The organism is Tabrizicola caldifontis, assembly GCF_004762095.1.
In the GTDB taxonomy this organism is placed as follows: domain Bacteria; phylum Pseudomonadota; class Alphaproteobacteria; order Rhodobacterales; family Rhodobacteraceae; genus Tabrizicola; species Tabrizicola caldifontis.
This window is the reverse complement of the sequence record NZ_SIJH01000006.1, coordinates 80,017-104,966: the sequence shown is the minus strand read 5'-3', so window position 1 is coordinate 104,966 and position 24,950 is coordinate 80,017. Positions and strand designations below refer to the sequence as shown.

Genomic DNA, 24,950 nt, shown 5'->3' with positions numbered 1-24,950 from the left:
CCGTTTCGCGCCAATCGTGCCCATTTGCGCCCAACAGCGGGAGACAGAGATGGATCACGAAGACCTGCGATCATGGGCGAAGCGGGCGGCGGACTGGGCCGCGGACTATCACGGGACCCTGCGCGACCGGCCGGTGCGCGCGCCCCTTGTGCCGGGGGCCGTGGCGGCACAGTTGCCGTCGTCGCCGCCCGAAGGCGCCGAGCCGATGGAGACGATCTGGGACGACTTCCAGCGGATCGTGCCGGGCGGCATGACCCACTGGCAGCACCCGCGCTTCTTCGCCTATTTTCCGGCGAACGCCGCTCCTGCCAGCATGCTGGCCGAGCAGCTGGTCAATGCCATGGCATGCAATGCCCTGATCTGGCAGACCTCTCCGGCCGCGACCGAGATGGAACAGGTCATGGTCCAGTGGCTGCGTCAGGCTGTAGGCCTGCCCGAGGGCTATTTCGGAACGATCCATGATTCCGCGACCAACGCCACGTTATCGGCCGTGCTGACAATGCGCGAAAGGGCGCTGGACTGGCACGGACTGGACGAGGGCATGGCAGGGGCGCCGATCCTGCGCTTCTACGCCAGCGCCGAGACCCATTCCAGCGTGGACAAGGCGATCCGCATCGCCGGGATCGGGCAACGGAACCTGGTCAAGGTGCCGGTGGACGAAACCCGCGCGATGACCGGCGCGGCCTTGCGCGCGGCCATCGTGGCCGATCGGACGGCGGGAATGGTGCCTGCGGGCGTCATCCTGTGTGCCGGGGGCACCAGTGTCGGCGCATTCGACCGGATTGCCGACTGCGTTGCCGTTGCAAGGTCCGAAGGCGTGCCGGTCCACGTCGATGCCGCCTGGGCAGGAAGCGCGATGATCTGCCCCGAATTCCGCAGCCTCTGGGCGGGGGTTGAGGGGGCTGACTCCATCGTTCTGAACCCGCACAAGTGGCTCGGGGCGCAGTTCGACTGTTCGGTTCAGTTCCTGAAGGATCCGGGCGCACAGGTGCGCACGCTGGGCCTGCGGCCTACCTACCTGGAAACCGCGGGACGGGAAGAGATCGTCAACTTCAACGAATGGACCGTGCCACTGGGCCGCCGGTTCCGGGCGCTGAAACTCTGGTTCGTGCTGCGCGCCTACGGCCTCGAGGGGCTGCGGACACGCATCCGCAACCATGTTGTCTGGGCACGCGAACTGCACGACCGGATTGCCGCCCTGCCGGGGGTCGAAATCGTGACCGAACCACGCCTTTCACTGTTTACCTTCGCGCTGAAGGACGATGCGGCAACCGAGGCGCTTCTGCAGAGGATCAACGACGACGGCCGGATCTACCTGACCCAGACCCGAGTCGACGGGCGATTCGCGATCCGGGTCCAGGTCGGATCGTTTGACTGCAGGCGCGAAGATGTCATGCTGGTGCAAACGACCGTCCAGGATCTGCTTGCCCCATGTTCCAGCGTGCCATCGGCCTGATTCTCGGCCTGTCTTTCCTGTCCCTCGGTCCTTTCGCCCTGGCCGAGCCGCTGCCGCAACCACTGTCCGACACGGTGTCGGACTATGCCGGGGTGCTGGATGACGCCGAAGAAGGGCGCATCGTGCGGCTTCTCCGGCAACTGCGCGACGAGACCGGGGTTCAGATGGTTGTGGCAACGATGGGCGACATTGCCGACCACGGCGGCGCGGGGATGCGGCTTGATGCCTATGCCAAGGCGCTGTTCAACGCCTGGGGCATCGGAGAGGCAGACCGAAACGACGGTATTCTGCTTCTGGTCGTGACCGGATCGCGCGAGGCCCGGATAGCGCTGGGCACAGGCTATGATGCCGTCTACGACGGGCGCGCCGCACGCGTGTTGTCGACTGCTGTCCTGCCCGAGTTTCGCGAAGGACGCATTGCCGGCGGGATCGAAGGCGGAATCCTTTCCGTGCGGGACCGCCTGATTGCGCCCTTTCTCGAGGGGCAGCCAGTCACGCTGACCGATGGTTTCGGCGAGACTGCGGCCGACCGCGACCTGTCGTGGCTTCTGGGGGTTGGGGGCGTCGGGGGCATTGCAGCCTTCGGGCTTTGGCGTATGCGAAATCGGCGCCGCTGTCCGAATTGCGGCAACGCCACGCTTCAACGCATCAACGAGGTCATCGAACCTGCCGGGAAAGCTTCCTACGGGACAGGAATCGTGCACTTGACCTGTTCGTCCTGCGGTTTCAACGAACGACAGACCTACACGATCCGCCCCGGTCGCAGGGCATCATCGTCGCGCAGCCTGACAGGGGGCAGCAGCGCATCGGGAAGCAGCCGCGGTGGATTTGGCGGGGGGCGGTCGTCCGGCGGTGGTGCAAGCGGCCGATGGTAGACAGATTGTCGGATAGGCCTGACACTGCAGCGCCACCTGACTTCAGGTTGCGCCATTCGAAACACGCGACGGCATGGCCGGCCTCGCCCCCCGGATGGAAAGCAAGGCCGGGCCGGATCACGCCGGCATCAGAAGCGCAGCGAGACCTTGGCCTTCAGGGTGGTGGCATCGAAATCGACGCCCTGACCGTCAAAGTCGCTGAAGCGGTGCTGCAGAAGCTCGCCGCCCACCGTCCAGCGGTCGTTGATGGCAGTGTCGAACCCCGCGCCAATGAACCAGCCATTGTCCGACAGATCGTTTCCGCCGACAGTTGCCGTCGCGCGGGCAGCACCTGCGGTGGCATAGATCAGGCTGTTGCCCACCTCGGTCCCGCCCATGAACTTCAGCCGGGCGATGCTGTCGATCTCGTCACCGGGCACCGAGCCAAGGTCGATGCTCGCGGTGTCATAGTCCAGTTCCGCCCCGGCGACATACTGGCCGAAATCCCAGCGATAGCCGGCGTGGATACCGCCAAGCCAGTCGTTGCCGTCAAGCCCCGCCCCGTTCGAACCGATGTCGGCGTAACCCAACTGGGCACCGGCATAGAACCCGCCCCAGTCGGCCGAAGGCGCGACCACGGGCGCGGGGGCCGCAGTCACAACCGGTTCCGGCTGAACCACGGTCGGCCCACCGGCCAGCGCGGGGCTGGCAAGGGCGGCAGTGGCAAGAAGTGCTGCGATAGATCTCATGATTTGTCTCCTTGTTCCGGCAGCCCGGTCCATGAACCGGGTCGCTCGCACTCAAGGCTGGGCTGCGGACGGGGGAAGCACAAGGCGTCCTCACGCCCCCTTGAACCGATGTGACTGGCCCGGGCAGCCGGTCGCCGATGCGTGGGGCAGAACCGGCCAATTCCTGCCGGAAAACCCCGCCTCAGGCCCGATCGGCAAGTTCCAGCCACTCCGTTTCCGCTGCCGAAAGCGCCGCCTGCCGTTCGGTCATCGCGTCGGTCGCCTTGCGGAATTTCACCGGGTCGCGGGTAAACAGATCGGGGTCCGCCAAAAGCGTGGAAAGCCTGGCGATCTCTGCCTCCAGCTTCTCGATCAGCGCAGGCAGATCCTCCAGCCGCTTCCGTTCCGTGAAGGACAGGCCGCTGGTGCGCGGGATCTCTGTCCTGGTTGCAGGCGCGGCCCGGGCAGCGGCGCGTTCCGGGGCCGGGGCTTCCGCAGCCGGACGTTGCGCCGCATAGTCGGACCAGCCGCCGGGATAGACCGTCGCCCTGCCCTGCCCCTCCAGCGCCACGGTCGTGGTAGCCACGCGGTCGATGAAATCGCGGTCGTGGCTGACCAGAAGCACCGTGCCGTCGTATTCGCCCAGGATGTCCTGCAACAGGTCCAGAGTCTCGACGTCAAGATCATTTGTCGGTTCGTCAAGGATCAGCAGGTTCGACGGCTGCGCCATCAGCTTGGCCAGAAGCAGCCGCGCCTTTTCGCCACCTGACAGGCTGCGCACCGGGGCACGGGCCTGGATGTCGTCGAAAAGGAAGTCCTTCAGATAGCCCACCACATGCCGGGGCTGGCCCCGAACCATCACCTGATCCGCCGCGCCCGAGACGCGCATCAGCGGATCGCCGGTCAGGTTCTCCCACAGGCTCGCTTCGGGGTCTAGCCGGGCGCGAGTCTGGTCGAAGACGGCGATCTGCAGGTTCGTCCCCAGAGTAACCGTGCCGCTGTCAGGTTGAATTTCGCCCGTCAACAGCTTGAGAAGCGTGGTCTTTCCTACCCCGTTCGGCCCGACGAAGGCCACCCGGTCGCCGCGCAGGACGCGCAGGCTGAAGTTGCGGATAATCACCTTGTCGCCATAGGCCTTCGAGATGTTCTCGGCCTCGATTACCCGTCTGCCCGAGGTCGGGCCGGACTCGAAGGCTAGCGCCGCCGTGCCCTGACGCCGGATCTGGGCCGCGCGATCTGCGCGCAACTGTTGCAGCGCCCGCACCCGGCCCATATTGCGCTTGCGCCTGGCCGAGATGCCCTCCACCGCCCACCGCGCCTCGGCCTTGATCTTGCGGTCGAGCTTGTGGCGCGCCTCATCCTCTTCGGCCCAGACGGTTTCGCGCCAGTCCTCGAACCCCTCGAACCCCGCCTCGCGCCGGCGCAGCACGCCCCGGTCCAGCCACAGCGTCGCCCGCGTCAGTGCCCGCAGGAAGGCGCGGTCGTGGCTGATCAGCACGAAGGCCGCGCGGGTGTCGCGCAGCTCGGCCTCCAGCCATTCGATGGCCTGGATGTCCAGATGGTTCGTGGGTTCGTCCAGCAGCATCAGCTCTGGCGCTTCGGCCAGAAGCTTGGCCAGCGCCGCCCTTCGGCGTTCGCCGCCGCTGGCGGTTGCAACCGGGGCGGCGGGGTTGAACTTCAGCCCCTCGGCCACGACCGACAGGCGGTAGTCCTGCCCCTCAGGCAGGGCCGAGGCCGCAAAATCACCCAGGGTGGCAAAGCGCGAAAGGTCGGGATCCTGCTCCATGTAGCCCACGGTCACGCCGGGGGGCACGGTGCGGGTGCCGCTGTCGGGTTCGATTAGCCCTGCCATGAGCTTCATCAGTGTCGACTTGCCCGATCCGTTCCGCCCGACCAGCGCCAGCCGGTCGCCGGGCTGGACGGTCAGCGAAACCTGATCCAGCAGGGGATTGCCGCCGAAGGTCAGCGAAACGGAATTCAGTTGCAGAAGTGGTGCGCGTGCCATGGGGGCGAGGTAGAGAGGGATTTGACCCGCGTCAACGTCTGGACGTCGCGCGCCTGTCATGTGCAACTGGCACAAGCAGACAAGGAGACCCCCAATGGCGCCCCTGGACGGCATCACCATCCTAGACCTGACCCATGTGCTGGCCGGACCGTTCTGCACGCAAAGCCTGCAAGACCTGGGTGCAAGGATCATCAAGGTGGAACGCCCCGGCACCGGCGACGACACCCGCGCCTTTCCGCCGTTTGTCCAGGGCGAAAGCGCCTATTTCGCCACGCTGAACGCGGGCAAGCAGTCGATCGCGCTGGATCTGAAGACCGAAGCGGACAGGGCGATCTTCGAACGCCTTCTGGCCCGGGCCGATGTGCTGGTGGAAAATTTCCGCCCCGGCACGATGGACCGGCTGGGCTTTGGCTGGGAGGCGCTGAGCGCCTTGCATCCCCGGCTGATCTATGCCGCCGTCTCGGGCTTTGGCCGCACGGGGCCGGATGCGATGAAGCCGGCCTACGACATGGTGGTGCAGGCCCGCGGCGGGGTGATGTCGATCACGGGGGAAACGAACGGCCCGCCGGTTCGGGTCGGGGCCTCGATCGGCGACATCGTGGCGGGGATGTTTCTGGCGCAGGGTATCCTTGCTGCACTTTATGACCGCGAAAGGACGGGGCAGGGCGCCCTGATCGACGTGGCGATGCTGGATTCGCAGCTGGCGATCCAGGAACATTCGGTGGCGATCACCACGGCAACCGGGGTGCCTCCGGGCCGGACCGGCTCGCGCCATCCGACGATAACGCCTTTTGCGACCTTCCGCGCATCGGACGGCTTCTTTGTGATCGCCGCAGGAAACGATGCGATGTTCGCCCGCCTGTGCGACGTGCTGGGGCTGAAACTGGCCGACGATCCCCGCTTTGCCACCAATGCCGCGCGCTGCGAAAACCACGCGCTGCTGAAACGCCTGATCGAGGCGGTGACCCTGGGCCAGACGGTGGCCCACTGGCTTTCGGTGCTGGACGGTGCCGGCCTGCCGACCGCGCGGGTGCAGGACATGGCCGAGGTGCTGCGCGACCCGCAGATCCTTGCGCGCAACATGGTGGTGCCTGTGACCCCGCATCCGGGCGGGCCCAGGTTCATTGCCACCGGCAACCCGATCAAGATGTCGACGCTGGACGATCCGTCTGCCCTGCCCCCCGCACCGCGACTGGACGGGGACAGGGAAGCCATCCTGCGCTGGCTGGATGGTGGCAAGGCCGGCTGACACGGGCAGCATCAGGGTGCGGGGCGCATCATATCTTGCGCGGAATTCCCGCCATGGGCTGCAAGGATCGGGGGCCTGTCGCAGGAAAAGCCCGGCCAGCTGCCGGATTGAGGGCGAAAACCGCCGCATTCCGGCATTGCTGGCCTGCTTGTCCGGTCTAGAACTGCTGGCGAACCGGAGAAACCGCCTTGACGACGCCTGCCCGCGTGGACGCAAGCACCCTGCCCGATGAACGCTGGGACGACCCGGCGCGGGGCACGATCCGATTCCGAACGTTGATTTCGGCGCCCGCCACCGACACACGCGATCTGGTCTGCGGCATCGCGCTGATGGCACCGGGCGAAACCTTCGCGCTGCATTCGCATCCTCAGGCCGAGGTCTACTTCGGGCTGGAAGGCGAAGGCGAGGTGCTGATCGACGGCAGACCCCACCGCCTGGCCCCCGGAGTGGCGCTTTACATCCCAGGGGGCGCGGTGCATGGCGTGCCACTGGCAACGACTTCGCTGAAATGGTTCTACACCTTCGCCGCCGACAGTTTCGGCGACATCGCCTACAGTTTCCTGCACGAGAGCCAGCATGACTGACGACGCACTTGTGATCTTCACCCCATCGGGCAAGCGGGGCCGGTTCCCCCTGGGAACGCCGGTGCTGACTGCCGCGCGGCAGCTGGGGGTGGACCTGGACAGCGTCTGCGGCGGGCGCGGCATCTGCTCCAAATGCCAGATCACGCCAGGCTATGGCGAGTTTCCCAAGCACGGGGTCACCGTGGCCGAGGACGCCCTGTCCGAATGGAACGCGGTCGAAGACCGCTACAAGCGCATCCGTGGCCTGAAGGAAGGGCGTCGTCTGGGCTGCCAGGCCAAGATACTGGGCGATGTCGTCATCGACGTGCCCCCCGAAAGTCAGGTGCACAAGCAGGTCATCCGCAAGTCCGCGACCGAACGTGCCATGGTCATGGACCCCGCTACCCGCGCCGTCTATGTCGAGGTGGCCGAACCCGACATGCACGAACCCACCGGCGATTTCGAACGCCTCGCGCGCGCGCTGAAGGAGCAGTGGCAGGTTGACCGGATCGAGGCTGACCTTTCGGTTCTGCGGCAGCTGCAACCCGTGCTGCGCAAGGGCGAATGGAAGGCGACGGTCGTTCTGCACAAGGGCAACCACGATGCCGCGACGCGGATCCTCGACATCTTCCCCGGCTTCCACGAGGGGCCGCTTCTGGGCCTTGCGGTGGACCTTGGTTCCACCACGATCGCCGCACATCTGTGCGACCTTTCGGACGGTCGGGTTCTGGCCTCCTCCGGTCTGATGAACCCTCAGATCCGCTTCGGCGAAGACCTGATGTCCAGGGTCAGCTACGCGATGATGAACCCCGGCGGCGATGTCGAGATGACCAAGGCCGTGCGCGAGGCGATCAACACGCTTGCCGATGCAATCGCCGGCGAGGCGGGGGTCGATCCGGCGGCGATCTACGAAATGGTCATCGTCTGCAACCCTGTGATGCACCATCTTTTCCTGGGGATCGATCCGGTGGAACTGGGACAGGCGCCCTTTGCGCTGGCCACGAGCGGCAGCCTGTCGCTTGATGCCCGCGACCTGGATCTCACGACCCTCAACCGCAGCGCCCGGGTCTATGTCCTGCCCTGTATCGCGGGACATGTCGGCGCGGATGCCGCGGCGGTGGCTTTGTCCGAAGAACCGGATCAATCGCAGGACATGGTCCTGATTGTTGACGTGGGCACCAATGCGGAAATCCTGCTGGGCAATCGGTCCCGCGTGCTGGCCTGTTCCTCGCCTACCGGGCCGGCGTTCGAGGGCGCGCAGATTTCCAGCGGGCAGCGCGCAGCGCCAGGCGCGATCGAACGGGTGGAAATCGACCCCGTTACCAAGGAACCGCGGTTCAAGGTCATCGGCTGCGATCTCTGGTCCGACGAGCCGGGCTTTGCCGAGGCGACCAGGGCGACCGGAATCACCGGCATCTGTGGCTCGGGCATCATCGAGGCGGTGGCCGAGATGCGCATGGCCGGCCTGCTGGATGCTGGCGGGCTGATCGGCGGACCTGAACAGACCGGCACGCCACGTTGCGAAGCCACCGGGCGCACGCACAGTTACCTGATCCATGACGGCAGCGCCGAGGGCGGACCACGCATCAGCGTGACCCAGGGTGACATTCGGGCCATCCAGCTGGCGAAATCCGCGCTTTATGCCGGTGCGCGCCTGCTGATGGACGAGATGGGCGTCGATACGGTTGACCGCGTGACGCTGGCCGGTGCCTTCGGCGCCCACATCAGCCCCAAACATGCGATGGTGCTGGGCATGATCCCTGACGTTCCCCTTCAGAACGTCACCAGTGCAGGCAACGCCGCCGGGACAGGGGCGCGCATCGCCCTTTGCAACGTGGCCGCACGTGACCGGATCGAGACGACCGTTCGGCACATCCACAAGGTAGAGACCGCCATCGAACCGCGGTTCCAGGAGCATTTCGTGAATGCCAATGCGATCCCGCACGCGGTCGATCCCTTCCCGAACCTCTCTGCCATCGTTCATCTGCCCGACGTAAGCTTCAACACCTCAAGTCACGGGTCCGAGGGCGGGCGACGCCGGCGGCGGGGCTGACAGGACTTCTTTCCGGGGGCCAGCCAGCCCGATCCTGCTTGCGCCAGAGGCAGACCTGTCAGCGACGAACGTCTTGCGTCGGCACGGGTTTCCCGTCACGTTCTGTGCATGTCCGACGATCGAGCCGCCGATCTCATCAAGCGTTGCGCCGCACAGGACCGCGCGGCATTCCGCGCCCTGTATCGGGGCAGCGTGGCGAAACTGATGGGAGTCATGCTGCGAATCCTGAAGGATCGCGCCGCGGCCGAAGACGCCTTGCAGGAAGCCTACATCCGGATCTGGCAGCGCGCAGGCAGCTACGACCCCGCCAAGGGACCCGGCATGGCATGGCTGGTGGCGATTGCCCGGAACCTTGCCATCGACCGCCTGCGCGCCCGTGCAGAAACGCTGAATGACCCGGGGCCTGTGGCAACGGGTGATGAGGCCGCCCGGACGCAGGCCCCGATACCTGCCCCGGAGGAGGTGTGTCGCATCGGCGACTGCCTTGCCACTCTGGAACCCGACGGCGCAGCCGCGGTGCGTCACGCCTATCTGGATGGCTTGTCCTACCTTGACCTTGCGGCACAGCATGGTGTGCCGTTGAACATCATGCGCAACAGGCTGCGGCACGACCTGCTGAAGCTGCGGGAATGTCTGGATCAATGACCGGTAGCCTGCTTTCCCCGCGCGAACATGACGAAGTGCTGGCCGCAGAACATGTGCTTGGCGTGGCCGACCAGTCTGAAAGAAGTGCGACCGAGGCGCGCATGCGGGCCGATCCCGCATTTGCCGCACTGGTCGTCGCCTGGGAACGGCGGCTGGCCGGGCTGAACGACGGTTTCCGGCACGGCCCGTCCACCGATCTCCTGCCCCGGATCGAAGCGCGGCTATTTCCGCTGCCTGCGGTGGCCGCTGCGAAGGCTGGGCGTGGACAGGGTCTCTTGCGCTGGCTGGCCGGGATGGCCGTGGCGCTGGCCCTTTTCCTTCTTGGCATCGCCACGCTCGCCCCGCCGCGCCCGGTGCTGGTGGCCACGCTGGCAACGCCCGACCACCGCCTTGCCTACGAAGTGCGGAGTTTTGGCCCGACGCTTCGCGTGACGCGGACCGCAGGCGTTCCGGCGATGGAGGGGCAGGTGCACGAACTCTGGGTCATCGCACCGGATGCAGCGCCGGTTTCGCTGGGCCTGCTTGATGCAAGGCCCCTTGAGGTGGACTATCCCGTGCCGCCACCCGGCTGGATCCTTGCGGTTTCGATCGAACCCGAGGGCGGGTCTGCCACGGGCCTGCCGACAGGTCCGCTCATCCTGACCGCAAGGCTTGGCGACAGCACCTGACTGCGGTCGCGCAAAGGTCAACCGCCCCGGAGACATGCAATGGCATGTGGCGTGATCGGATAAGGTTGCGCACTATCGCCCGTGGTCCTTCCGCCGCGCTGGCCTTGGCCGCCAACCCCATGGTTTGCGCAGGGTCGATGTTCAAGGCCAGGACCGCTGACGAAAGCGCGATCAAGCGGGCCAGCGCACCGGGGGTCAGGCAGCACGGCCGCGACACTGCAGAAACGGTCATTGGTCGGCCAGCCAGCCCGACTTGCGGAAACCGGCCTCGCGCTGGCAGGAGCCGATGATCGTGATGCCCAGGCGGGCTTCAGGGGCCGCTTGACCTTGGCACCGGCTTGGCATACCTGAAAGGCGACGCGGGTGTAGCTCAATGGTAGAGCAGAAGCTTCCCAAGCTTACGACGAGGGTTCGATTCCCTTCACCCGCTCCAGTTCTTCGGACCGCCGCCCCGACCGGGCGGCGGCTTGCTTTTGCGGGGCCGGGCTTCCATGTTTGCGGGCAGTCACCCACGGCCACCCACGGGCGATCCCTTGCCCTTGGCATTGCACCCTATCGGAAGGGAAAGTCTGATGCGCGTCGCCCTGACCCTGCTTCTGGCCACACCCTGGCTTGCGGCCTGCGTGTCCCAGACCCATTCGGCTGACCCTTCCCCCTTTGCCGGCAGTTGGGACTGCGGCGTGGCCGTCTTCCGCTTCACCGACACGACCTATGACAACGCTTCGCAGAGCTACCCGATACGCGCGGTCGCCCAAGACGGTCGCAACTTCACGCTTTGGCTTGGTGACGGTTCGACAATCGGCCTGGTCGCAGTGACAGAGACCGGGTTAACCTGGGTTTCGGGTCGCACGGGCCAACAGTTGAACTGCCGCCGCGTGAAGTAGCTTCCGTTCGCCGCGCGAACCGGGTAACCCACGGGTGGATCAATACGGGAGACTTCAATGAACACCGACATCACCCGCTACGGCACCGGCCCGCGCATGTCAGAAGCGGTTGCCTACAACGGCATCCTCTGGGTTGCCGGTCAGGTCGGCCAGCCCGGCGCATCGGTGGCCGACCAGACCCGGCAGTGCCTTGCCGAGGTGGACCGCATCCTCGCCGCCGCCGGCACGGACAAGACGCGCATCCTGTCGGCGCAGATCTGGCTGGCCGACATCAGCACCTTTGCCGAGATGAACGCCGTCTGGGACGCCTGGGTTCCGCAGGGCCACACTCCCGCCCGCGCCACCGGCGAGGCAAAGCTGGCCACGCCTGACTACAAGGTGGAAGTCATCGTTACCGCCGCGCTGAAATAGCGGTCTGCATGGGGAATTCCGGCCCGATACCCTGACTGGGGTATGCGCCGCCTGCCATGCCGGTCTAGCAGGGAAATCCAAAGGGCCAGCGCTATCTGGACCCATATCGGAATTCGAGGTTCCCCATGTCGATTTCGCCGAAACTGCTGACCCGCTCGTTCGCGGTAGGAATACTTGTCGTATCGAACAGCCAGGGCGCTACCGCGCTGACCTTGACACGCTGCAACGCGCTGAGTGATGGGGTCTATCGGCCTGTCCTCGTCGTCGAACATGACGGGGTACGCACGATCCACGCCATGGGCGAGGACGGGCTGACCCGAAGCATCATCTTCAATCCCGAGGCGGCGCTTTCATGGGCGAAGGCACGCTACGGCGCCGATGCGACAATACCTGCCGTGTATCCCGATGGCTGCGGATCGGGCGGTGGTGGCGGGGCCCCGGCTGCCATCGGCGACGACGATGATGATTATGAAGACGACGATGATGACGATGATGACGATGATGATGACGGCGGCACCGGGTTCTGACCTTGCCCGCAGATGCGTGGCCTGCGCGTTCTGCTAGCCAATGAATCCGGCGGGGGGCGCGGTCATGTAACCACGCTTCGCGCGGCGGCCATGGCCCTTGGCGCAGAGGCCACAGTCATTGCTGCGCTGGGGCGCGACGTCTATGCCTCGGAACTGGCGCCATTCTGCACGCGAATGGTGAAGGCACCCCTGCTCAGACGCCCCCTGCATCTTCGTGCGCCGCTAGGCCCTGTGGGAAGCGCGACATGGGGCGATGTCCTCGGGGGGCTGGGGCTGGGCGATCCGCGCAAGCTGCGCCGCGGAATGGCCTTCTGGCGAAAGCTGATCGTGGAAGAAGACATTTCCCTGCTCATCGCAGATCTCGCGCCTCTGGCTCTCTATGCCGCGCGAGGCCTGCGCGAGGAAGGCTGGGCGATCCGAACCGTCAACCTGGGGGTCGGTTATACCGTGCCCCCGCCCCATCTGCCCGCCTACCCGTCCTATCTGGCCGACTTTACCCGCACCTTCTTCCCCGAGGAAGAGACCCGGGATGCCATCAACCGAACCGGCGCCGCGTTCAGCATGCCCACGTTGCCCGCGCTGCCGGCGCTGCAGGATGCAGACCTGTCGCTGGCATGCAGCTTTCCGTTTCTTGATCCGTTCCGCGACAGCCGCACGCCTTCCGACCGGATCGCTACCCTTGTTCCGGCGGCAAGGGAAAGCCCGGGTTCCGGCGACGAGGTCTTCGTCTACTTCTCTACCGCGGAACTTTGTGATCCGGCGCTTGTTGACGCACTGGAACGCCTGCCCCTTCCCCGCCGCGGCTTCGTTCCCAGCGCCCCGACCGAGGTGAAGGCGCGATTGCAGGCTTCGGGGATGGTTCTGCTGGACCGTCCCGCCAGCGCCGACGAGATCGCCGCGCGATCACGTCTGATCATCCATGCCGCCCCCCATGGGACCGTCAGCCTTGCCGCGCTGGCGGGGCTGCCGCAATTCGCCGTGCCGCAACATCTGGAACAGATCTACAATGCGCGCTAGACGGCTGCGCAGGGTATTCTGGCCCACGCGCAGCCAGGTAGTCCCGATCTGCTGGAACAGATCCTTGCCGCCAGTGAAAACCGGATCATGGCCGAACGCGCCGCGGACCTGTCGGCGACGCTGCGCGGGCAACATCCGCCAGACCCGATTGCCGTTCTAGGCAACCGCCTGCACGATCTGGCTTCCGCAGTGCTTGCCGAACTCTGAGCCTCAGCCGCGCAGGAAGGCGACCAGCGCCGCGGTTGACCCGTCCTTGCCCGCAGTATCCGCCTTGCCCTCCAGCACCGGCTGGAGCGCCAGCGCCAGTTCCTTGCCCAGCTCCACCCCCCACTGGTCGAAGGAATTGATCCCAAGGATCACACCCTCGACGAACACGCGGTGTTCGTACAGCGCGATGATCTGGCCCAGGGTGAAGGGCGTCAGACGGTCATAGGCCAGCACGGTGGAGGGGCGATTGCCCGGAAACACCCGGTGCCGCGCCTGCCGTTCCAGTTCCGCCCCGGTCAGCCCCTTCCGCGCCATGATCGCGCGCGCCTCTTCAAGGCCGCGGCCGCGCAGCAGCGCCTCGGCCTGCGCCAGGCAGTTCGACACCAGAAGCAGGTGCTGATGCGCCAGGTCCGGCTCATGCCCGCGCCGCGCCACCAGGAACTCGCAGGGCACCACGCGGGTTCCCTGATGGATCAGCTGGTAGAAGGCATGCTGCCCGTTCGTGCCTGGCTCGCCCCAGACCACGGGGCCGGAGTGCGTCTCCAGATCCGACCCGTCAATCGCGACGCGCTTGCCGTTGCTCTCCATCTCCAGCTGCTGAAGATAGGCGGGAAGCCGCGCAAGTCTTTGATCGTAAGGCAGAACCGCCCGCGTGGCATGGCCGCAGATCTGGTTGTGCCAGATGCCGACCAAGGCCAGCATCACCGGCATGTTGGCCGCGAAGGGCGCTGTCAGGAAGTGCTGGTCCATCGCCCGGCCGCCGGCGAGGAACTCCTCGAACCGCTCCGGCCCGATGGCGATCATCAGGGCCAGGCCGATCGGACCCCACATGGAATAGCGGCCGCCCACCCAGTCCTCGAAGCCGAAAACCCGCGCCGGATCAATGCCGTAGGCAGAGGTCTTGTCGCGCGCGGTCGAAACGGCGGCGAACTGGGCCGCCGGATCGGCCACCTTCGCCGCCATCCAGCGTTTGGCCGTGTCGGCATTGGTCATCGTCTCGATCGTGGTAAAGGTCTTCGAGGCCACGATCACCAGAGTCGTCGTTGGATCAAGGCCTTGCAGAACGTCGTGAATGTGCGCGCCGTCCACGTTCGAGACAAAATGGCAGCGCGGCCCGTCATGGTAGGGCGCCAGCGCCAGCGTCGCCATCGCGGGGCCGAGATCGGACCCGCCGATCCCGATGTTCACCACGTCGGTGATCGGCCCGCCCTGTCCCTTGAAGGCGCCCGAGCGCACGTCGCGCGCGAAGGCCGCGCAGGCGGCACGGATCCGGCGCACCTCGGGCAGCACGTCCTGGCCATCGACGCGGATCACCGCCTCCTCGCCCGCCCGCAGCGCGACATGCAGCACCGCGCGGCCTTCGGTATCGTTGATCTTCTCCCCGGAAAACATCGCCGCGCGCTTTTCCGCCACGCCCGAGCCCTCGGCCAGTCTGACGAGGGCGGCGCGGGTGGCGGCATCGATGTTGGTCTTGGAATAGTCGAACAGCATCCCGTCGGCCGTCACCGAGAAATCGCCCGCCCGGCTTTCGTCAAACAATTCCAGGATATGGCGGCCCTTGTTCACGTCGTGAAGCCGCTGCAGGTCAGCCCATTTCGTCATGACTACTCCGCCCAATGCACGGTTGCGTTGTCGAGGACGGCCCGGACGGGCGCCTCCTGCGGGCTCAGGGTCATCGCGCGCTCCAGAGCCTCGCGCTTCTCCGTCCCGGTGATCAGGATGTGGATGTTGAACGCCTCGCGCAGCACCGGCGCGGTCAGGGTGACGCGCGGCTCGCCCGCCGCCTCGGCGCGCAACGCCATCAGGATCGGCGCGTCGGGGGCCAGCGCCTCCTCCAGCCGGTCGGCGCCGGGAAACAGGCTTGCGGTGTGCATGTCCGCCCCCATGCCCAGCAGGAGGACCGAGATCGGCAGATGCGGCCGGATGCCGTCGGCCAGCGCATCCAGCACATCCTCGGGTGTCTCGGCCGGTGCATACATCGGCACCAGCCGTGCCCGTGCTGCCCGGCCGCGGATCAGCCGCTGCCGCACAAGGCGGGTGTTCGACCGATCGGAAGATTCCGGCACCCAGCGTTCGTCGTTCAGCAGCACCGCAACATTGGCCCAATCCAGATCCACGCCCGACAACGTGTCGAAGATCGGACCAGGTGTCGTTCCCCCAGGAACACAGAATGTGGCCCGCCCCTCGCGACGCAGGAAGTCGCCCAGCTGGCCAGCGATCAGATCGGCCAACCGCAGCATCATCAGATCGCGATCGGGGTAGGTTTCCAGTTGCATTACCTGATCTCCCGCCAGCGGCGGCCGTCGCGGTGCATCAGCATCAATGCATCCTCCGGGCCCGAGGATCCGGGATCATAGATCTGCGGCCGGTCGCCGCGTGCTTCCCAGCCCTCGATGATCGGGTCGGTCCAGGCCCAGGCGGCCTCGACCTCGTCGCCGCGCATGAACAGCGTCTGGTTGCCGCGGATCACGTCCATGATCAGCCGTTCGTAGGCATCTGGCACATCTGCGGCCTCGGCGCCCAGAGCCTCGGCAAAGGACATGTCCAGCGGCACCTGCATCAGGCGCATGCCGCCGGGGCCGGGCTCCTTGATCATCACCATCAGGTTCATGCCCTCGTTCGGTTGCAGCCGGATGACAAGCACGTTCTCGTGCCAGCCGCTTGCATCGTCGAAGATCGCGTGCGGCGGCGGCTTGAAGGTGATCGCAATCTCGCTGGCACGCGCCCGCAGACGCTTGCCGGTGCGCAGGTAGAAGGGCACGCCCTGCCAGCGCCAGTTCGAGATCTGAACCTTCAGCGCGATGTAGCTTTCGGTGCGGCTGTTGGGGTTCTCGGCATGGGCCAGATAGCCTGCCTCGCCATTTCCCGGCCCGTATTGCCCGCGCACGATGTCCTCGGGCGGGACTGGCTTCAGTGCGCGGATCACCTTCAGCTTCTCGTCGCGCACGGCGTCGGGGTCGAAGTGATAGGGCGGTTCCATCGCGATGAGGCACAGCAGCTGCATCAGATGGTTCTGCACCATGTCCCGCATCGCGCCCGACTTGTCGTAATAGGCACCGCGGCCTTCCACGCCCACCGTTTCCGCGACCGTGATCTGCACATGGTCGATGTATTCCGCCTTCCACAGCGGTTCGAACAGGATGTTGGCAAAGCGGACCGCCATCAGGTTCTGGACGGTTTCCTTGCCCAGATAATGGTCGATCCGGTAGATCTGCGTCTCGTTGAAGTGCCTGGCCAGGCAGGCGTTCAGCGCCCTTGCCGAAGCCAGATCGCGACCGAAGGGCTTTTCGACAACGACCCGGCTCCAGGCATCGGCAATGCCGTGGTCGGACAGGCGCTGCGCGATGTCGCCGAACAGGCTGGGCGCGACCGAGAAATAGAAAGCGCGCACCACGTTCTCGCGCATCAGCGCCTTGAGCTGCGCCCATCCGTTTGCGCCCGTCGCGTCGATGGCAACATAGTGCAGCCGCGCAAGGAATCCCTCGATGGCAGCAGGATCCTGCCGGTCGGCCGGCACGAATTCGGCAATGGCCGCGCGCACCTGATCACGATATTCCTGATCCGTCAGCTCTGCCCGCGCCGCGCCGATGATGCGGCTTTCGGCCGGCATCTGTGCAGCAAGGAACCGACGGTAAAGGCCCGGAAGGATCTTGCGGCGTGCCAGATCGCCGGTGCCGCCGAAGATCACCAAGTCGAATACATCCACCGGAATGACGCGCGAGACCATGGGCTTCTCCTCGAACGGCTGTTAGCGCTAACGGGCGCCTTCTACAGCCTGTCCGGGCCCATGTCTAGCACCCCGAGACGCGCGGTCCAACAGCTGGCGAGATCATGCCTCCAGTTCGGCATCCCAATAGAGGTAGTCGATCCAGCTGTCATGCAGGTGGTTCGGCGGGAAGCGCCGGCCGTGGGCCTGCATTTCCTCGGCCGTAGGGGCGCGGGGTGGACGGCGAAGGGTAAGGCCGGACTGCTTAAGCGTCCTTGATCCCTTGCGCAGGTTGCAGGGCGAACAGGCGGCCACCACGTTCTCCCAACTGGTGATCCCCCCGCGCGACCTTGGCACCACATGGTCGAAGGTCAGATCGCCCTTCGCCCCGCAATACTGGCAACAGAATTCATCCCGCAGAAAAAGATTGAAGCGCGTGAAGGCCACGCGCTTCTGGGGTTTGACGTAATCCTTCAGCACGACGACTGAAGGTATCCTGAATTCCTGCCGCTGGCTTCGCACCACCTGGTCGTATTCGGCGACGATCTGCACCCGGTCCAGCACGGCAGCCTTGATCGCCTCTTGCCAGGGCCAAAGGCTGAGCGGGTAATAACTGAGCGGCCGGTAGTCGGCGTTCAGCACCAGCGCCGGAAAGTGCTTCAGCGCGGCGGGGTCGCGCACGAACTGGGTTCTGAAATCGCCGTCCATTCCGTCAAAGACTCCACGTCCTGCCCGTTGACAACCGGCCTGCAGGGCGGGGGAGCCCACCCCGTGACCTTGAACTATATATGGCGCTTTCGCCGTGGCAACCCCCTAGCGCCAGAGTGTCGCAGAGGTTTTCCACAGGCTTCCTGCCGGATTCGGGTGACAGAAGAATGACAGCTGCGGCACAGGACGCTCATCTCTCCCTTGCGGGGCATCTTCGCTGGGCGACCGCGCGAAGACGTCCCGCAAGGGTCGGATGACCGGCGGTCAGGCGGCCGCCACCGCGCGACCGGTCAGCACCTTGACAAGGTTCGCCCGGTAGGCCGGCGTGCCGTGCAGGTCGCCAATCATGTCCTCCGCGTCCACGCTCAGCCCGGAAATCGCTTGCGGCGAAAAATCCGCCGACAGCGCCGCTTCCGCATCTGCCCAGCGGAAGACCCCGTTCTGCGAGGCCCCTGTGACCGCCACCCGAACGCCATCCCTGAACTTGGCGACGAAGACCCCGGTCAGGGCAAAGCGGCTGGCGGGCTGGTTGAACTTCACATAGGCCGCCCTTTCCGGGATCGGGAAGACGACGCTGGTGATGATCTCGCCATCATGCAGGGCGGTGGTGAAAAGACCCTCGAAGAAATCGTCCGCCGCGATCTTCCGGGTGTTCGTTACCACCGTCGCGCCCGAGGCCAGCACAGCCGAGGGGTAGCAGGCGGCCGGGTCGTTGTTGGCCAGACTGCCGCCGATCGTGCCCCGGTTGCGCACCGCGGGATCGCCGATGCCGCCCGCCAGTGCCGCCAGTGCCGGATAATGCGGGCGCGCCTCGCGTGCCACCACGGCATGCGGCGTGGCCGCACCGATGTGCAAGCCCCCCTCTCCCATGCAGACGCCCTGCATCTCGGCGATGCCGGTCAGGCTGACCAGTACTCCGGGCGCTGCCAAGCGCTGCTTCATCGTCGGGATCAATGTCTGACCGCCTGACAGCCCCTGCGCGCCCTCCTGCCCCAGGGCCGCCACGGCCTCTGCGATGGTCGAGGGTTTGACGAAGTCGAAGTTGTGCATGGTATTCTCCCCTCAGCCGTGGATGGCCTGCCAGACCCGAGCGGGCGAGACCGGCATGTCGATATGGGTCACATGGGTGAATCCCCCGCGGTGCAGGGCGTCTATCACCGCGTTCACCACAGCAGGCGGCGAGCCGATGGCCCCTGCCTCGCCACAGCCCTTGACCCCCAGCGGGTTGTGGGTGCAGGGCGTCGCGCAGGAATGATCGACCCTGTAGAAGGGCAGGTCGTCCGCACGCGGCATGGCATAGTCCATGAACGAACCCGACAGAAGCTGGCCGTTCTCGTCATAGACGCAGTTTTCCAGCATCGCCTGCCCGATCCCCTGGGCAAGCCCGCCATGCACCTGGCCTTCGACGATCATCGGGTTGACCACGTTGCCGAAGTCGTCGGCCGCGGTGAAGGCGACGATCTCGACCTTGCCGGTCTCGGGGTCCACCTCGACCTCGCAGCCATAGGCACCGGCCGGATAGGTGAAGTTCGACGGGTCGTAGAAGGCCGTCTCTTCCAGCCCCGGCTCCATGTCCTCGAGCGGGTAGTTGTGCGGGACATAGGCCGCAAGCGTGATGTCCACCCAGGATTTCTCCTTGTCGGTGCCGGCGACGGTGAACTTGCCGTCCTTCAATTCGATGTCGGCCTCGCTGGCCTCCATCAGGTGGGCCGCGATCTTCTTGGCCTTGTTGATGATCTTGTTCGTCGCCTTGACCATGGCCGAGCCGCCCACCGCAAGACTGCGCGAGCCGTAGGTGCCCATGCCCATCGGCGTGTTGGAGGTGTCGCCGTGGACGATTTCCACCTGGCTTGCATCGATCCCGATCATCTCGGAGATTACCTGGGCAAAGGTGGTCTCGTGGCCCTGGCCATGCGAATGCGACCCGGTGAAGACGGTGATCGATCCCGTGGCATTGACCCGCACGGTCGCGGATTCATAAAGCCCGGCCCGCGCCCCCAGCTGACCCACCAGGTTCGATGGCGCAATGCCGCAGGCCTCGATGTAATGCGCAAGACCGAAGCCGCGCAGTTTGCCGCGCTTCTTCGATTCCGCCGCGCGCGCCTCGAATCCCTTATAGTCCGAAAGCTCCAGCAGCTTGTCCAGAGTCGCGTGATAGTTGCCCGTGTCGTAGACCACCGCGACCGGGGTCTGGTAGGGGAATTGGTCGGGCTTAATGAAATTCTTCCGCCGCAGCTCCACCGGGCTGACGCCCAGTTCGCGCGCGGCCTTGTCGATCACGCGTTCCAGCTGGAACGTCGCCTCGGGCCGCCCGGCGCCCCGATATGCATCGACCGGGACGGTGTTGGTGAAGACGGCCTTCACGTTCGTATAGATAAGCGGCGTGCGGTAGTTGCCCGCAAGCAGCGTGCCGTGCAGCCACGTCGGGATGCAGGGGGCGAACGTCGAAAGATAGGCCCCCATGTTGGCATAGGTCTCGCAGCGCAGCGCGGTGAAGTTGTGGTCGGCGTCCAGCGCCAGTTCGATCCTGGTGATGTGGTCACGGCCCTGCGCGTCCGAGATGAAGGCCTCGGACCGGCTGGCTGTCCATTTGACCGGGCGCTTCAGCACTTGCGCGGCTTTGGTGACAAAGGCCTCTTCGGCATAATGGTAGATCTTCGACCCGAAGCCCCCGCCCACGTCCGGCGCCACGACGCGCAGCTTGTGTTCGGGGATCGACAGGACGAATGCCCCCATCAGAAGCCGGATCACATGCGGGTTCTGGCTGGTCGTATACAGCGTGTGCATCCCCGAATGGTCCTCATAGTCGCCCACGGCGACGCGGGGTTCCATCGGGTTGGCGATCAGCCGGTTGTTCACCAGTTCCAGCGTGGTGACATGGGCAGCCCTGGCAAAGGCCTCGTCCACGGCGGCCTTGTTCTCTTCGACGAAACCCCAGTCGTAGCACAGGTTCGATCCGATCTCGTCATGCACCAGAGGCCCGCCCTGAACTGCGGCCTTCATGTCGATGACGGCAGGCAGTTCCTCGATGTCGATCACGACGGCCTCGGCCGCATCGCGCGCCTGATCCAGCGTTTCGGCCACCACGACGGCGATGGGGTCGCCGACATGGCGCACCTTGCCTTCCGCCAGAACCGGATGCTTCGGTTCAAGCATCGGCTTGCCGTCGCGGCTGGTCACCTGCCAGCCGCAGGGCAGACCGCCCGCGCCCGCGAAATCGGCGCTGGTGAATACCTTGACCACGCCGGGCATCGCCTCGGCATCCCGCGTGTCGATCTTGCGGATCCTGCCGTGCGCCACCTGGCTGCGGATAAAATGGGCGTGAAGCTGGCCCCGGATGTTGATGTCGTCGGTGTAGCGGCCCTTTCCGGTCAGGAACCGCACATCCTCGCGCCGCTTGGTTCTGGCGCCGATGCCTCCGTCTTTCGGCATGTCGTCCTCCCTGTTGCTGTGGCGGTTCCCGCCCTATTCGGCTGCGATCTTCGTCACGTCCTGGCCGCTGGCCGCCAGCACCGCCTTGATGATGTTGTGATAGCCCGTGCACCGGCAGAGGTTGCCTTCGAGATAATGCCGCACCTCGGCCTCGGTCGGCCTGGGATTCTCGGCCAGCAGGGCCGCCGCCGACATCACCATGCCCGGCGTGCAGAAGCCGCATTGCAGCCCGTGGTGGTCCTGGAAGGCCTGCTGGATCACCGATAGCGACCCATCGGGATTTGCCATCCCCTCGATGGTGCAGATCTCGGCTCCTGCCACGTCCTGGGCAAAGACGGTGCAGCTTTTCATGGCCTTGCCGTTGACATGCACCACGCATGCGCCGCACTGGCTGGTATCGCAGCCCACATGGGTGCCGGTCAGCCCCAGCCCCTCGCGCAGGAAGGACGACAGCAGAGTGCGCCCCTCCACCTCGCCGGAAACGGCCTTGCCGTTCACGGTCATGCTGACTTTTGTCATGCCTCTCCTCCCTTGGATTTCCCTGGCAAAGATGCCGGACGTCGGCACCCGGATCTGCCCACACCCGGACCTTCAGCCTCCGACAAGACGCTTGAACCATCCCTTCTTCGGCGCGTCTTCTGCGGCGGATGCGGCCGCCTCTTCTTCGTCCGGGCCCTCGACCGCCTCCTGGAAGCGGGTGAAGAACTCGTCCGCCATCTTCTTCGCGAACCCGTCGATGATCCGGCTGCCCAGCTGGGCAAGCTTGCCCCCGACGCTCGCTTCGACATCGTAGGACAGACGGGTTCCACCCTCGACCGGCTCAAGCCGGACATCCGCGCTGCCCTTGGCAAAGCCCGCGACGCCGCCCTTGCCTTCGCCGACGATGCGCAGGGATCGGCCCTCGACGATGTCGGACAGCTGCACAAGCCCAGTAAACGTTGCGCTGACCGGGCCGACCTTCTGCTTGACCACCGCCTCATAACCCTCGGCGACCGATCCGGTCATGCTCTGGCATCCGGGAATGCACGCCTTCAGCACTTCCGGGTTCAGGATCGCCGTCCAGACAATGGCGGGCTCAGCCCGGATCTCCCGGCTGTCACTCAGCTTCATGGGTCGATTCCCTTTCTCCCTTGGGGCAGAGACTAAGCCAAACTCGCCAAAGGCTAAGCAGAATCTGGCCCCCAGGGTTGAATTTTCCGCGATGCTTCGCCGCTTTCCGCCGAACCGGGCAGCCGGGGCTTGCCGTGCCCGATGTCGGACCGCTAGAACCGCGAAAAACGTCGGAGAATGCCATGCCCCTTTCCCGTCGAAACCTGCTGGTTCTTTCCGCCGCCGCCCTGGTAACGGCCTGTGGTCGCGGAACGCCCAGCGTTTCGACCGTGGGCCGCAGCGATCTTGCGGTCGGCGCCACTCCCGAAATGATGGCTTTGGTTCGGAAATACGCGGCGGTCCACGATATTCCCGAAAGCCTGCTGCACAGGGTGATCCAGCGCGAAAGCGGCTATAATCCGGCAGCACGGAACGGTCCCTATTACGGGCTTTTGCAGATCCATCCGCAGACCGCGCGGACCATGGGCTACAACGGTCCCCCTGAAGGTCTGCTGAACGCCGAAACGAACCTGATGTATGCAGGCAAGTATCTGCGCGGCGCCTGGCTGGTGTCCGGTGGCAGCCAGGACCGGGCGGTGATGTGGTATTCGAAGGGCTACTATTACGAGGCCAAGCGGCTGGGCCTGCTGGAGGAAACCGGCCTGCGGGCCTGAGGGTCCGCCTCAACCGGCGGGGCTTTCGGCCTTCTTCTCCCAGCGACCGGAGTCCTCGGACCAGTATTGCGCGGCATGGCCTGCCGCCGTCACGGCCTTCCATTGCCGCCGCGCGGCTTGCAGACGATCAGCATCGCTGCCATCGAACAACACCCAGACCCGGTCCGAGGCCGCGATCTCTGCATCGGTTGCCTGGGCCCCGTCCACCAGGGCCATGACGCGCGCCCCGTTCACCGGCGCCCCCTGCCCCAGGAGCACGGGCTGGTCGGCATCATGCGGCCCACCCTCCAGCCCGTGGGGCAGGAAGTTTTCCTCGCCGCCCGCAAGCCATAGCGCAGCATCCAGACGCTCCAGCGCCTGCGGATCGGTACCGCGGATCATCACCCGCCAGCCCTGCGCCAACGCCCTCGGCAGAAGCAGGGCCAGCGCGTCCTGCGGGGTCGATCGGGTCAGATGATAGAACAGGACCAAACCCATCAGCGGCGTTCCTGACGGCAGGGACTGCGGATCGCGTCCTTGCGGCCGATCATCGCGGCGCGTGCTGCGTAGATGACCATCCGAAGGGAAGGAACAAGCGGCACCCCGGCGCTAGCTCCGTTCGAACCGTTCGCGGATCAGCCGGTCAAGTGCCATGACCCCCCAGCCTGTCGCGCCCTTGGGCGCTAGCGTGGTGTCGGCCTTGGCGAGGGTGGTACCGGCGATGTCCAGATGGCACCATGGCACCTCTGGCTTGACGAAGCGCGCCAGGAACTGCGCCGCCGTGATCGCCCCGCCCTCGCGGCCACCGACGTTCATCATGTCGGCGATGCGCGATTTCAGCCTCTGGTCGTAGGCCTCGCCCATTGGCATGCGCCAGGCCCCCTCGCCCTCTGCCTTCGCTGCGTCCAGGAAGGCGTTGCACAGATCGTCGTTGTTCGAGAACACCCCAGCATTCTCATACCCGAGCGCGATGATGATGGCGCCGGTCAGCGTGGCCAGGTTGATCATGCCGCTGGGCTTGAATCGCTCCTGCGCGTACCAAAGCACATCGGCCAGCACGAGCCGCCCTTCGGCGTCGGTGTTGATGACCTCGATCGTGTCGCCCTTCATCGACTTCACCACGTCACCCGGACGCTGCGCGCGGCCGTCGGGCATGTTCTCGACCAGCCCTACCAGCCCAACCACATTCGCCTTCGCCTTGCGCAGGGCCAGCGTCCGCATCACCCCCGCGACGACGCCCGCACCGCCCATGTCCATGGTCATCTCTTCCATGCCGGCCGCAGGCTTGATCGAGATGCCGCCGGTGTCGAAGACGACACCCTTGCCGATCAGCGCGAAGGGGGCTTCGTCCTTCCCGCCGCCGCGCCATTCCATGACCACCACCTTCGAGGGGCTTTCCGACCCCTGACCCACACCGAGAAGCGCCCCCATTCCCAGCTTGCGCAGCTGGTCCTCTTCCAGGATTTCGACGTGCAGGCCAAGCTCCTGCATCGCAGCCAGACGTGCGGCGAAATCGTTGGTGGTCAGCACGTTCGCCGGTTCGTTCACCAGATCACGGGTAAAGAACACGCCCTCGGCCACAGCGGCCATGGGTGCTGCCGCCCGGGCCACGGCCTCGGGGTTCGTCACGGCCAGGATCGCCGGCCCCGGCGCCTTCTTCTCGCCGGTCTTGTGGCTGTCGAAGTCATAGGCGCGCAGGGCCAGACCGAAGGCGATGTCGGCGGCCCGCGGATGCCCCTCGGCCAGGATCAGGGTGCCCCCTGCCCCATGCGCCTTGCCCGCGGCGGCCCCGGCCTTGCGGGCCTGGGCGACATCGGCCTTCTTCGGCAGACGGATCAGCTGCACCGCCTCGGCCTGAAGGCCGGCGGGCCAGGCCAGGTCAAGCGCTTCGCCAGGTTTCAGCTTGGCGAAGGCTTCGGAGCTCGCGGCCCTGGACAGCGCGCCCCTGGTCAGACGGTCCAGCCTGCGGAAGCCGGGGCTGAACGGCTGGCCCGGCTCTGCCAGAACGGCGATGCGGCCGGTCACCGCTGAAAGGGCGTCAAGATCGGGGGCGAGGAACTGGATCGGAAGCGGCTGGGCCATCGAAAACCTTCAT

General features: G+C 65.8%; 24 protein-coding genes and 1 tRNA gene. 13 read left to right on the top strand and 12 right to left on the bottom strand.

All coding sequences use genetic code 11. The features are described from left to right. The first annotated feature begins 49 nt into the window (after positions 1 to 49). Both EYB42_RS06610 and EYB42_RS06605 read left to right on the top strand, forming a co-directional pair. Complete coding sequence (locus EYB42_RS06610; RefSeq protein ID WP_135449080.1) at positions 50 to 1,456, top strand: pyridoxal phosphate-dependent decarboxylase family protein; 1,407 nt, start codon at positions 50 to 52, stop codon at positions 1,454 to 1,456. Beyond that, positions 1,432 to 2,331, top strand: a complete 900-nt coding sequence (locus EYB42_RS06605) for a TPM domain-containing protein (RefSeq protein WP_135449079.1) — start codon at positions 1,432 to 1,434, stop codon at positions 2,329 to 2,331. Before EYB42_RS06610 ends, EYB42_RS06605 begins: the two co-directional genes overlap by 25 nt. A gap of 128 nt (positions 2,332 to 2,459) precedes the next feature. Here EYB42_RS06605 and EYB42_RS06600 read toward each other — a convergent pair whose 3' ends face one another. Further along, positions 2,460 to 3,059, bottom strand: coding sequence for an outer membrane protein (locus tag EYB42_RS06600; RefSeq protein WP_135449078.1), 600 nt, complete (start codon positions 3,057 to 3,059; stop codon positions 2,460 to 2,462). Between the two features lie 181 nt (positions 3,060 to 3,240). Next, positions 3,241 to 5,043, bottom strand: coding sequence for an ABC-F family ATP-binding cassette domain-containing protein (locus tag EYB42_RS06595; protein WP_135449077.1), 1,803 nt, complete (start codon positions 5,041 to 5,043; stop codon positions 3,241 to 3,243). Positions 5,044 to 5,137: 94 nt separating this feature from the next. Here EYB42_RS06595 and EYB42_RS06590 point away from each other — a divergent pair, with 94 nt between their 5' ends. From EYB42_RS06590 to EYB42_RS06545, 10 genes are all read left to right on the top strand, one after another. After that, on the top strand, positions 5,138 to 6,292 hold the full coding sequence (locus tag EYB42_RS06590; RefSeq protein ID WP_135449076.1) for a CaiB/BaiF CoA transferase family protein: 1,155 nt from the start codon (positions 5,138 to 5,140) through the stop codon (positions 6,290 to 6,292). Positions 6,293 to 6,480: 188 nt separating this feature from the next. Then, positions 6,481 to 6,876: a cupin domain-containing protein gene (locus EYB42_RS06585; RefSeq protein ID WP_136644606.1), complete on the top strand. Its 396-nt coding sequence runs from the start codon at positions 6,481 to 6,483 to the stop codon at positions 6,874 to 6,876. After that, positions 6,869 to 8,908, top strand: a complete 2,040-nt coding sequence (locus tag EYB42_RS06580) for an ASKHA domain-containing protein (protein ID WP_135449074.1) — start codon at positions 6,869 to 6,871, stop codon at positions 8,906 to 8,908. The genes EYB42_RS06585 and EYB42_RS06580 overlap by 8 nt, the downstream gene beginning before the upstream one ends. A 108-nt stretch (positions 8,909 to 9,016) precedes the next feature. Continuing rightward, positions 9,017 to 9,553: a sigma-70 family RNA polymerase sigma factor gene (locus EYB42_RS06575; RefSeq protein ID WP_135449073.1), complete on the top strand. Its 537-nt coding sequence runs from the start codon at positions 9,017 to 9,019 to the stop codon at positions 9,551 to 9,553. Next, positions 9,550 to 10,221 (top strand): anti-sigma factor, encoded by a 672-nt coding sequence (locus EYB42_RS06570; RefSeq protein ID WP_167850947.1) that lies wholly within the window; start codon positions 9,550 to 9,552, stop codon positions 10,219 to 10,221. Before EYB42_RS06575 ends, EYB42_RS06570 begins: the two co-directional genes overlap by 4 nt. A 359-nt stretch (positions 10,222 to 10,580) precedes the next feature. Next, positions 10,581 to 10,654 (top strand) — tRNA-Gly (locus EYB42_RS06565). A gap of 139 nt (positions 10,655 to 10,793) precedes the next feature. After that, positions 10,794 to 11,105, top strand: a complete 312-nt coding sequence (locus EYB42_RS06560) for a hypothetical protein (RefSeq protein ID WP_135449071.1) — start codon at positions 10,794 to 10,796, stop codon at positions 11,103 to 11,105. Positions 11,106 to 11,162: 57 nt separating this feature from the next. Next, the gene (locus EYB42_RS06555) at positions 11,163 to 11,516 is read left to right on the top strand and encodes a RidA family protein (protein ID WP_135449070.1); all 354 of its coding nucleotides are present in this window, start codon (positions 11,163 to 11,165) and stop codon (positions 11,514 to 11,516) included. A 125-nt stretch (positions 11,517 to 11,641) separates the two neighbouring features. Continuing rightward, positions 11,642 to 12,043 carry a hypothetical protein gene (locus EYB42_RS06550; RefSeq protein ID WP_135449069.1) on the top strand — a complete coding sequence of 134 codons (402 nt, stop codon included), beginning with the start codon at positions 11,642 to 11,644 and terminating at the stop codon, positions 12,041 to 12,043. 90 nt (positions 12,044 to 12,133) lie between these two features. Continuing rightward, positions 12,134 to 13,060: a hypothetical protein gene (locus EYB42_RS06545; RefSeq protein WP_205909961.1), complete on the top strand. Its 927-nt coding sequence runs from the start codon at positions 12,134 to 12,136 to the stop codon at positions 13,058 to 13,060. Positions 13,061 to 13,270: 210 nt separating this feature from the next. On the opposite strand, the gene pgi is transcribed toward EYB42_RS06545, so the two are convergent. The 8 genes from pgi to EYB42_RS06505 form a co-directional block, all read right to left on the bottom strand. Then, positions 13,271 to 14,869, bottom strand: coding sequence for a glucose-6-phosphate isomerase (gene pgi, locus EYB42_RS06540; RefSeq protein WP_135449067.1), 1,599 nt, complete (start codon positions 14,867 to 14,869; stop codon positions 13,271 to 13,273). 2 nt (positions 14,870 to 14,871) lie between these two features. Next, entirely contained in the window at positions 14,872 to 15,543 is a 672-nt protein-coding gene (gene pgl, locus EYB42_RS06535; protein WP_135449066.1) for a 6-phosphogluconolactonase, read from the bottom strand. Then, positions 15,543 to 16,994, bottom strand: a complete 1,452-nt coding sequence (gene zwf / locus EYB42_RS06530) for a glucose-6-phosphate dehydrogenase (protein WP_135449065.1) — start codon at positions 16,992 to 16,994, stop codon at positions 15,543 to 15,545. Before zwf ends, pgl begins: the two co-directional genes overlap by 1 nt. A 102-nt stretch (positions 16,995 to 17,096) precedes the next feature. Further along, positions 17,097 to 17,681: an HNH endonuclease gene (locus tag EYB42_RS06525; protein ID WP_135449064.1), complete on the bottom strand. Its 585-nt coding sequence runs from the start codon at positions 17,679 to 17,681 to the stop codon at positions 17,097 to 17,099. 264 nt (positions 17,682 to 17,945) lie between these two features. Then, positions 17,946 to 18,731, bottom strand: a complete 786-nt coding sequence (locus EYB42_RS06520) for an FAD binding domain-containing protein (RefSeq protein WP_135449063.1) — start codon at positions 18,729 to 18,731, stop codon at positions 17,946 to 17,948. A gap of 12 nt (positions 18,732 to 18,743) precedes the next feature. Next, positions 18,744 to 21,113, bottom strand: a complete 2,370-nt coding sequence (locus tag EYB42_RS06515; protein WP_135449062.1) for a xanthine dehydrogenase family protein molybdopterin-binding subunit — start codon at positions 21,111 to 21,113, stop codon at positions 18,744 to 18,746. A 33-nt stretch (positions 21,114 to 21,146) separates the two neighbouring features. Continuing rightward, positions 21,147 to 21,632 carry a (2Fe-2S)-binding protein gene (locus EYB42_RS06510; protein WP_135449061.1) on the bottom strand — a complete coding sequence of 162 codons (486 nt, stop codon included), beginning with the start codon at positions 21,630 to 21,632 and terminating at the stop codon, positions 21,147 to 21,149. A gap of 72 nt (positions 21,633 to 21,704) precedes the next feature. After that, positions 21,705 to 22,223, bottom strand: a complete 519-nt coding sequence (locus tag EYB42_RS06505; RefSeq protein ID WP_135449060.1) for a CoxG family protein — start codon at positions 22,221 to 22,223, stop codon at positions 21,705 to 21,707. 182 nt (positions 22,224 to 22,405) lie between these two features. Between EYB42_RS06505 and EYB42_RS06500 the strand changes: the two genes are divergently transcribed. Continuing rightward, on the top strand, positions 22,406 to 22,876 hold the full coding sequence (locus tag EYB42_RS06500) for a lytic transglycosylase domain-containing protein (protein ID WP_135449059.1): 471 nt from the start codon (positions 22,406 to 22,408) through the stop codon (positions 22,874 to 22,876). A gap of 9 nt (positions 22,877 to 22,885) precedes the next feature. Here EYB42_RS06500 and EYB42_RS06495 read toward each other — a convergent pair whose 3' ends face one another. Together EYB42_RS06495 and EYB42_RS06490 are read right to left on the bottom strand one after the other, a co-directional pair. Beyond that, positions 22,886 to 23,353, bottom strand: coding sequence for a DNA polymerase III subunit chi (locus EYB42_RS06495; protein ID WP_135449058.1), 468 nt, complete (start codon positions 23,351 to 23,353; stop codon positions 22,886 to 22,888). Positions 23,354 to 23,464: 111 nt separating this feature from the next. Then, a complete protein-coding gene (locus tag EYB42_RS06490) occupies positions 23,465 to 24,937 on the bottom strand; it encodes a leucyl aminopeptidase (protein ID WP_135449057.1) in 1,473 nt (490 codons plus the stop codon). Between the last annotated feature and the right edge of the window lie 13 nt (positions 24,938 to 24,950).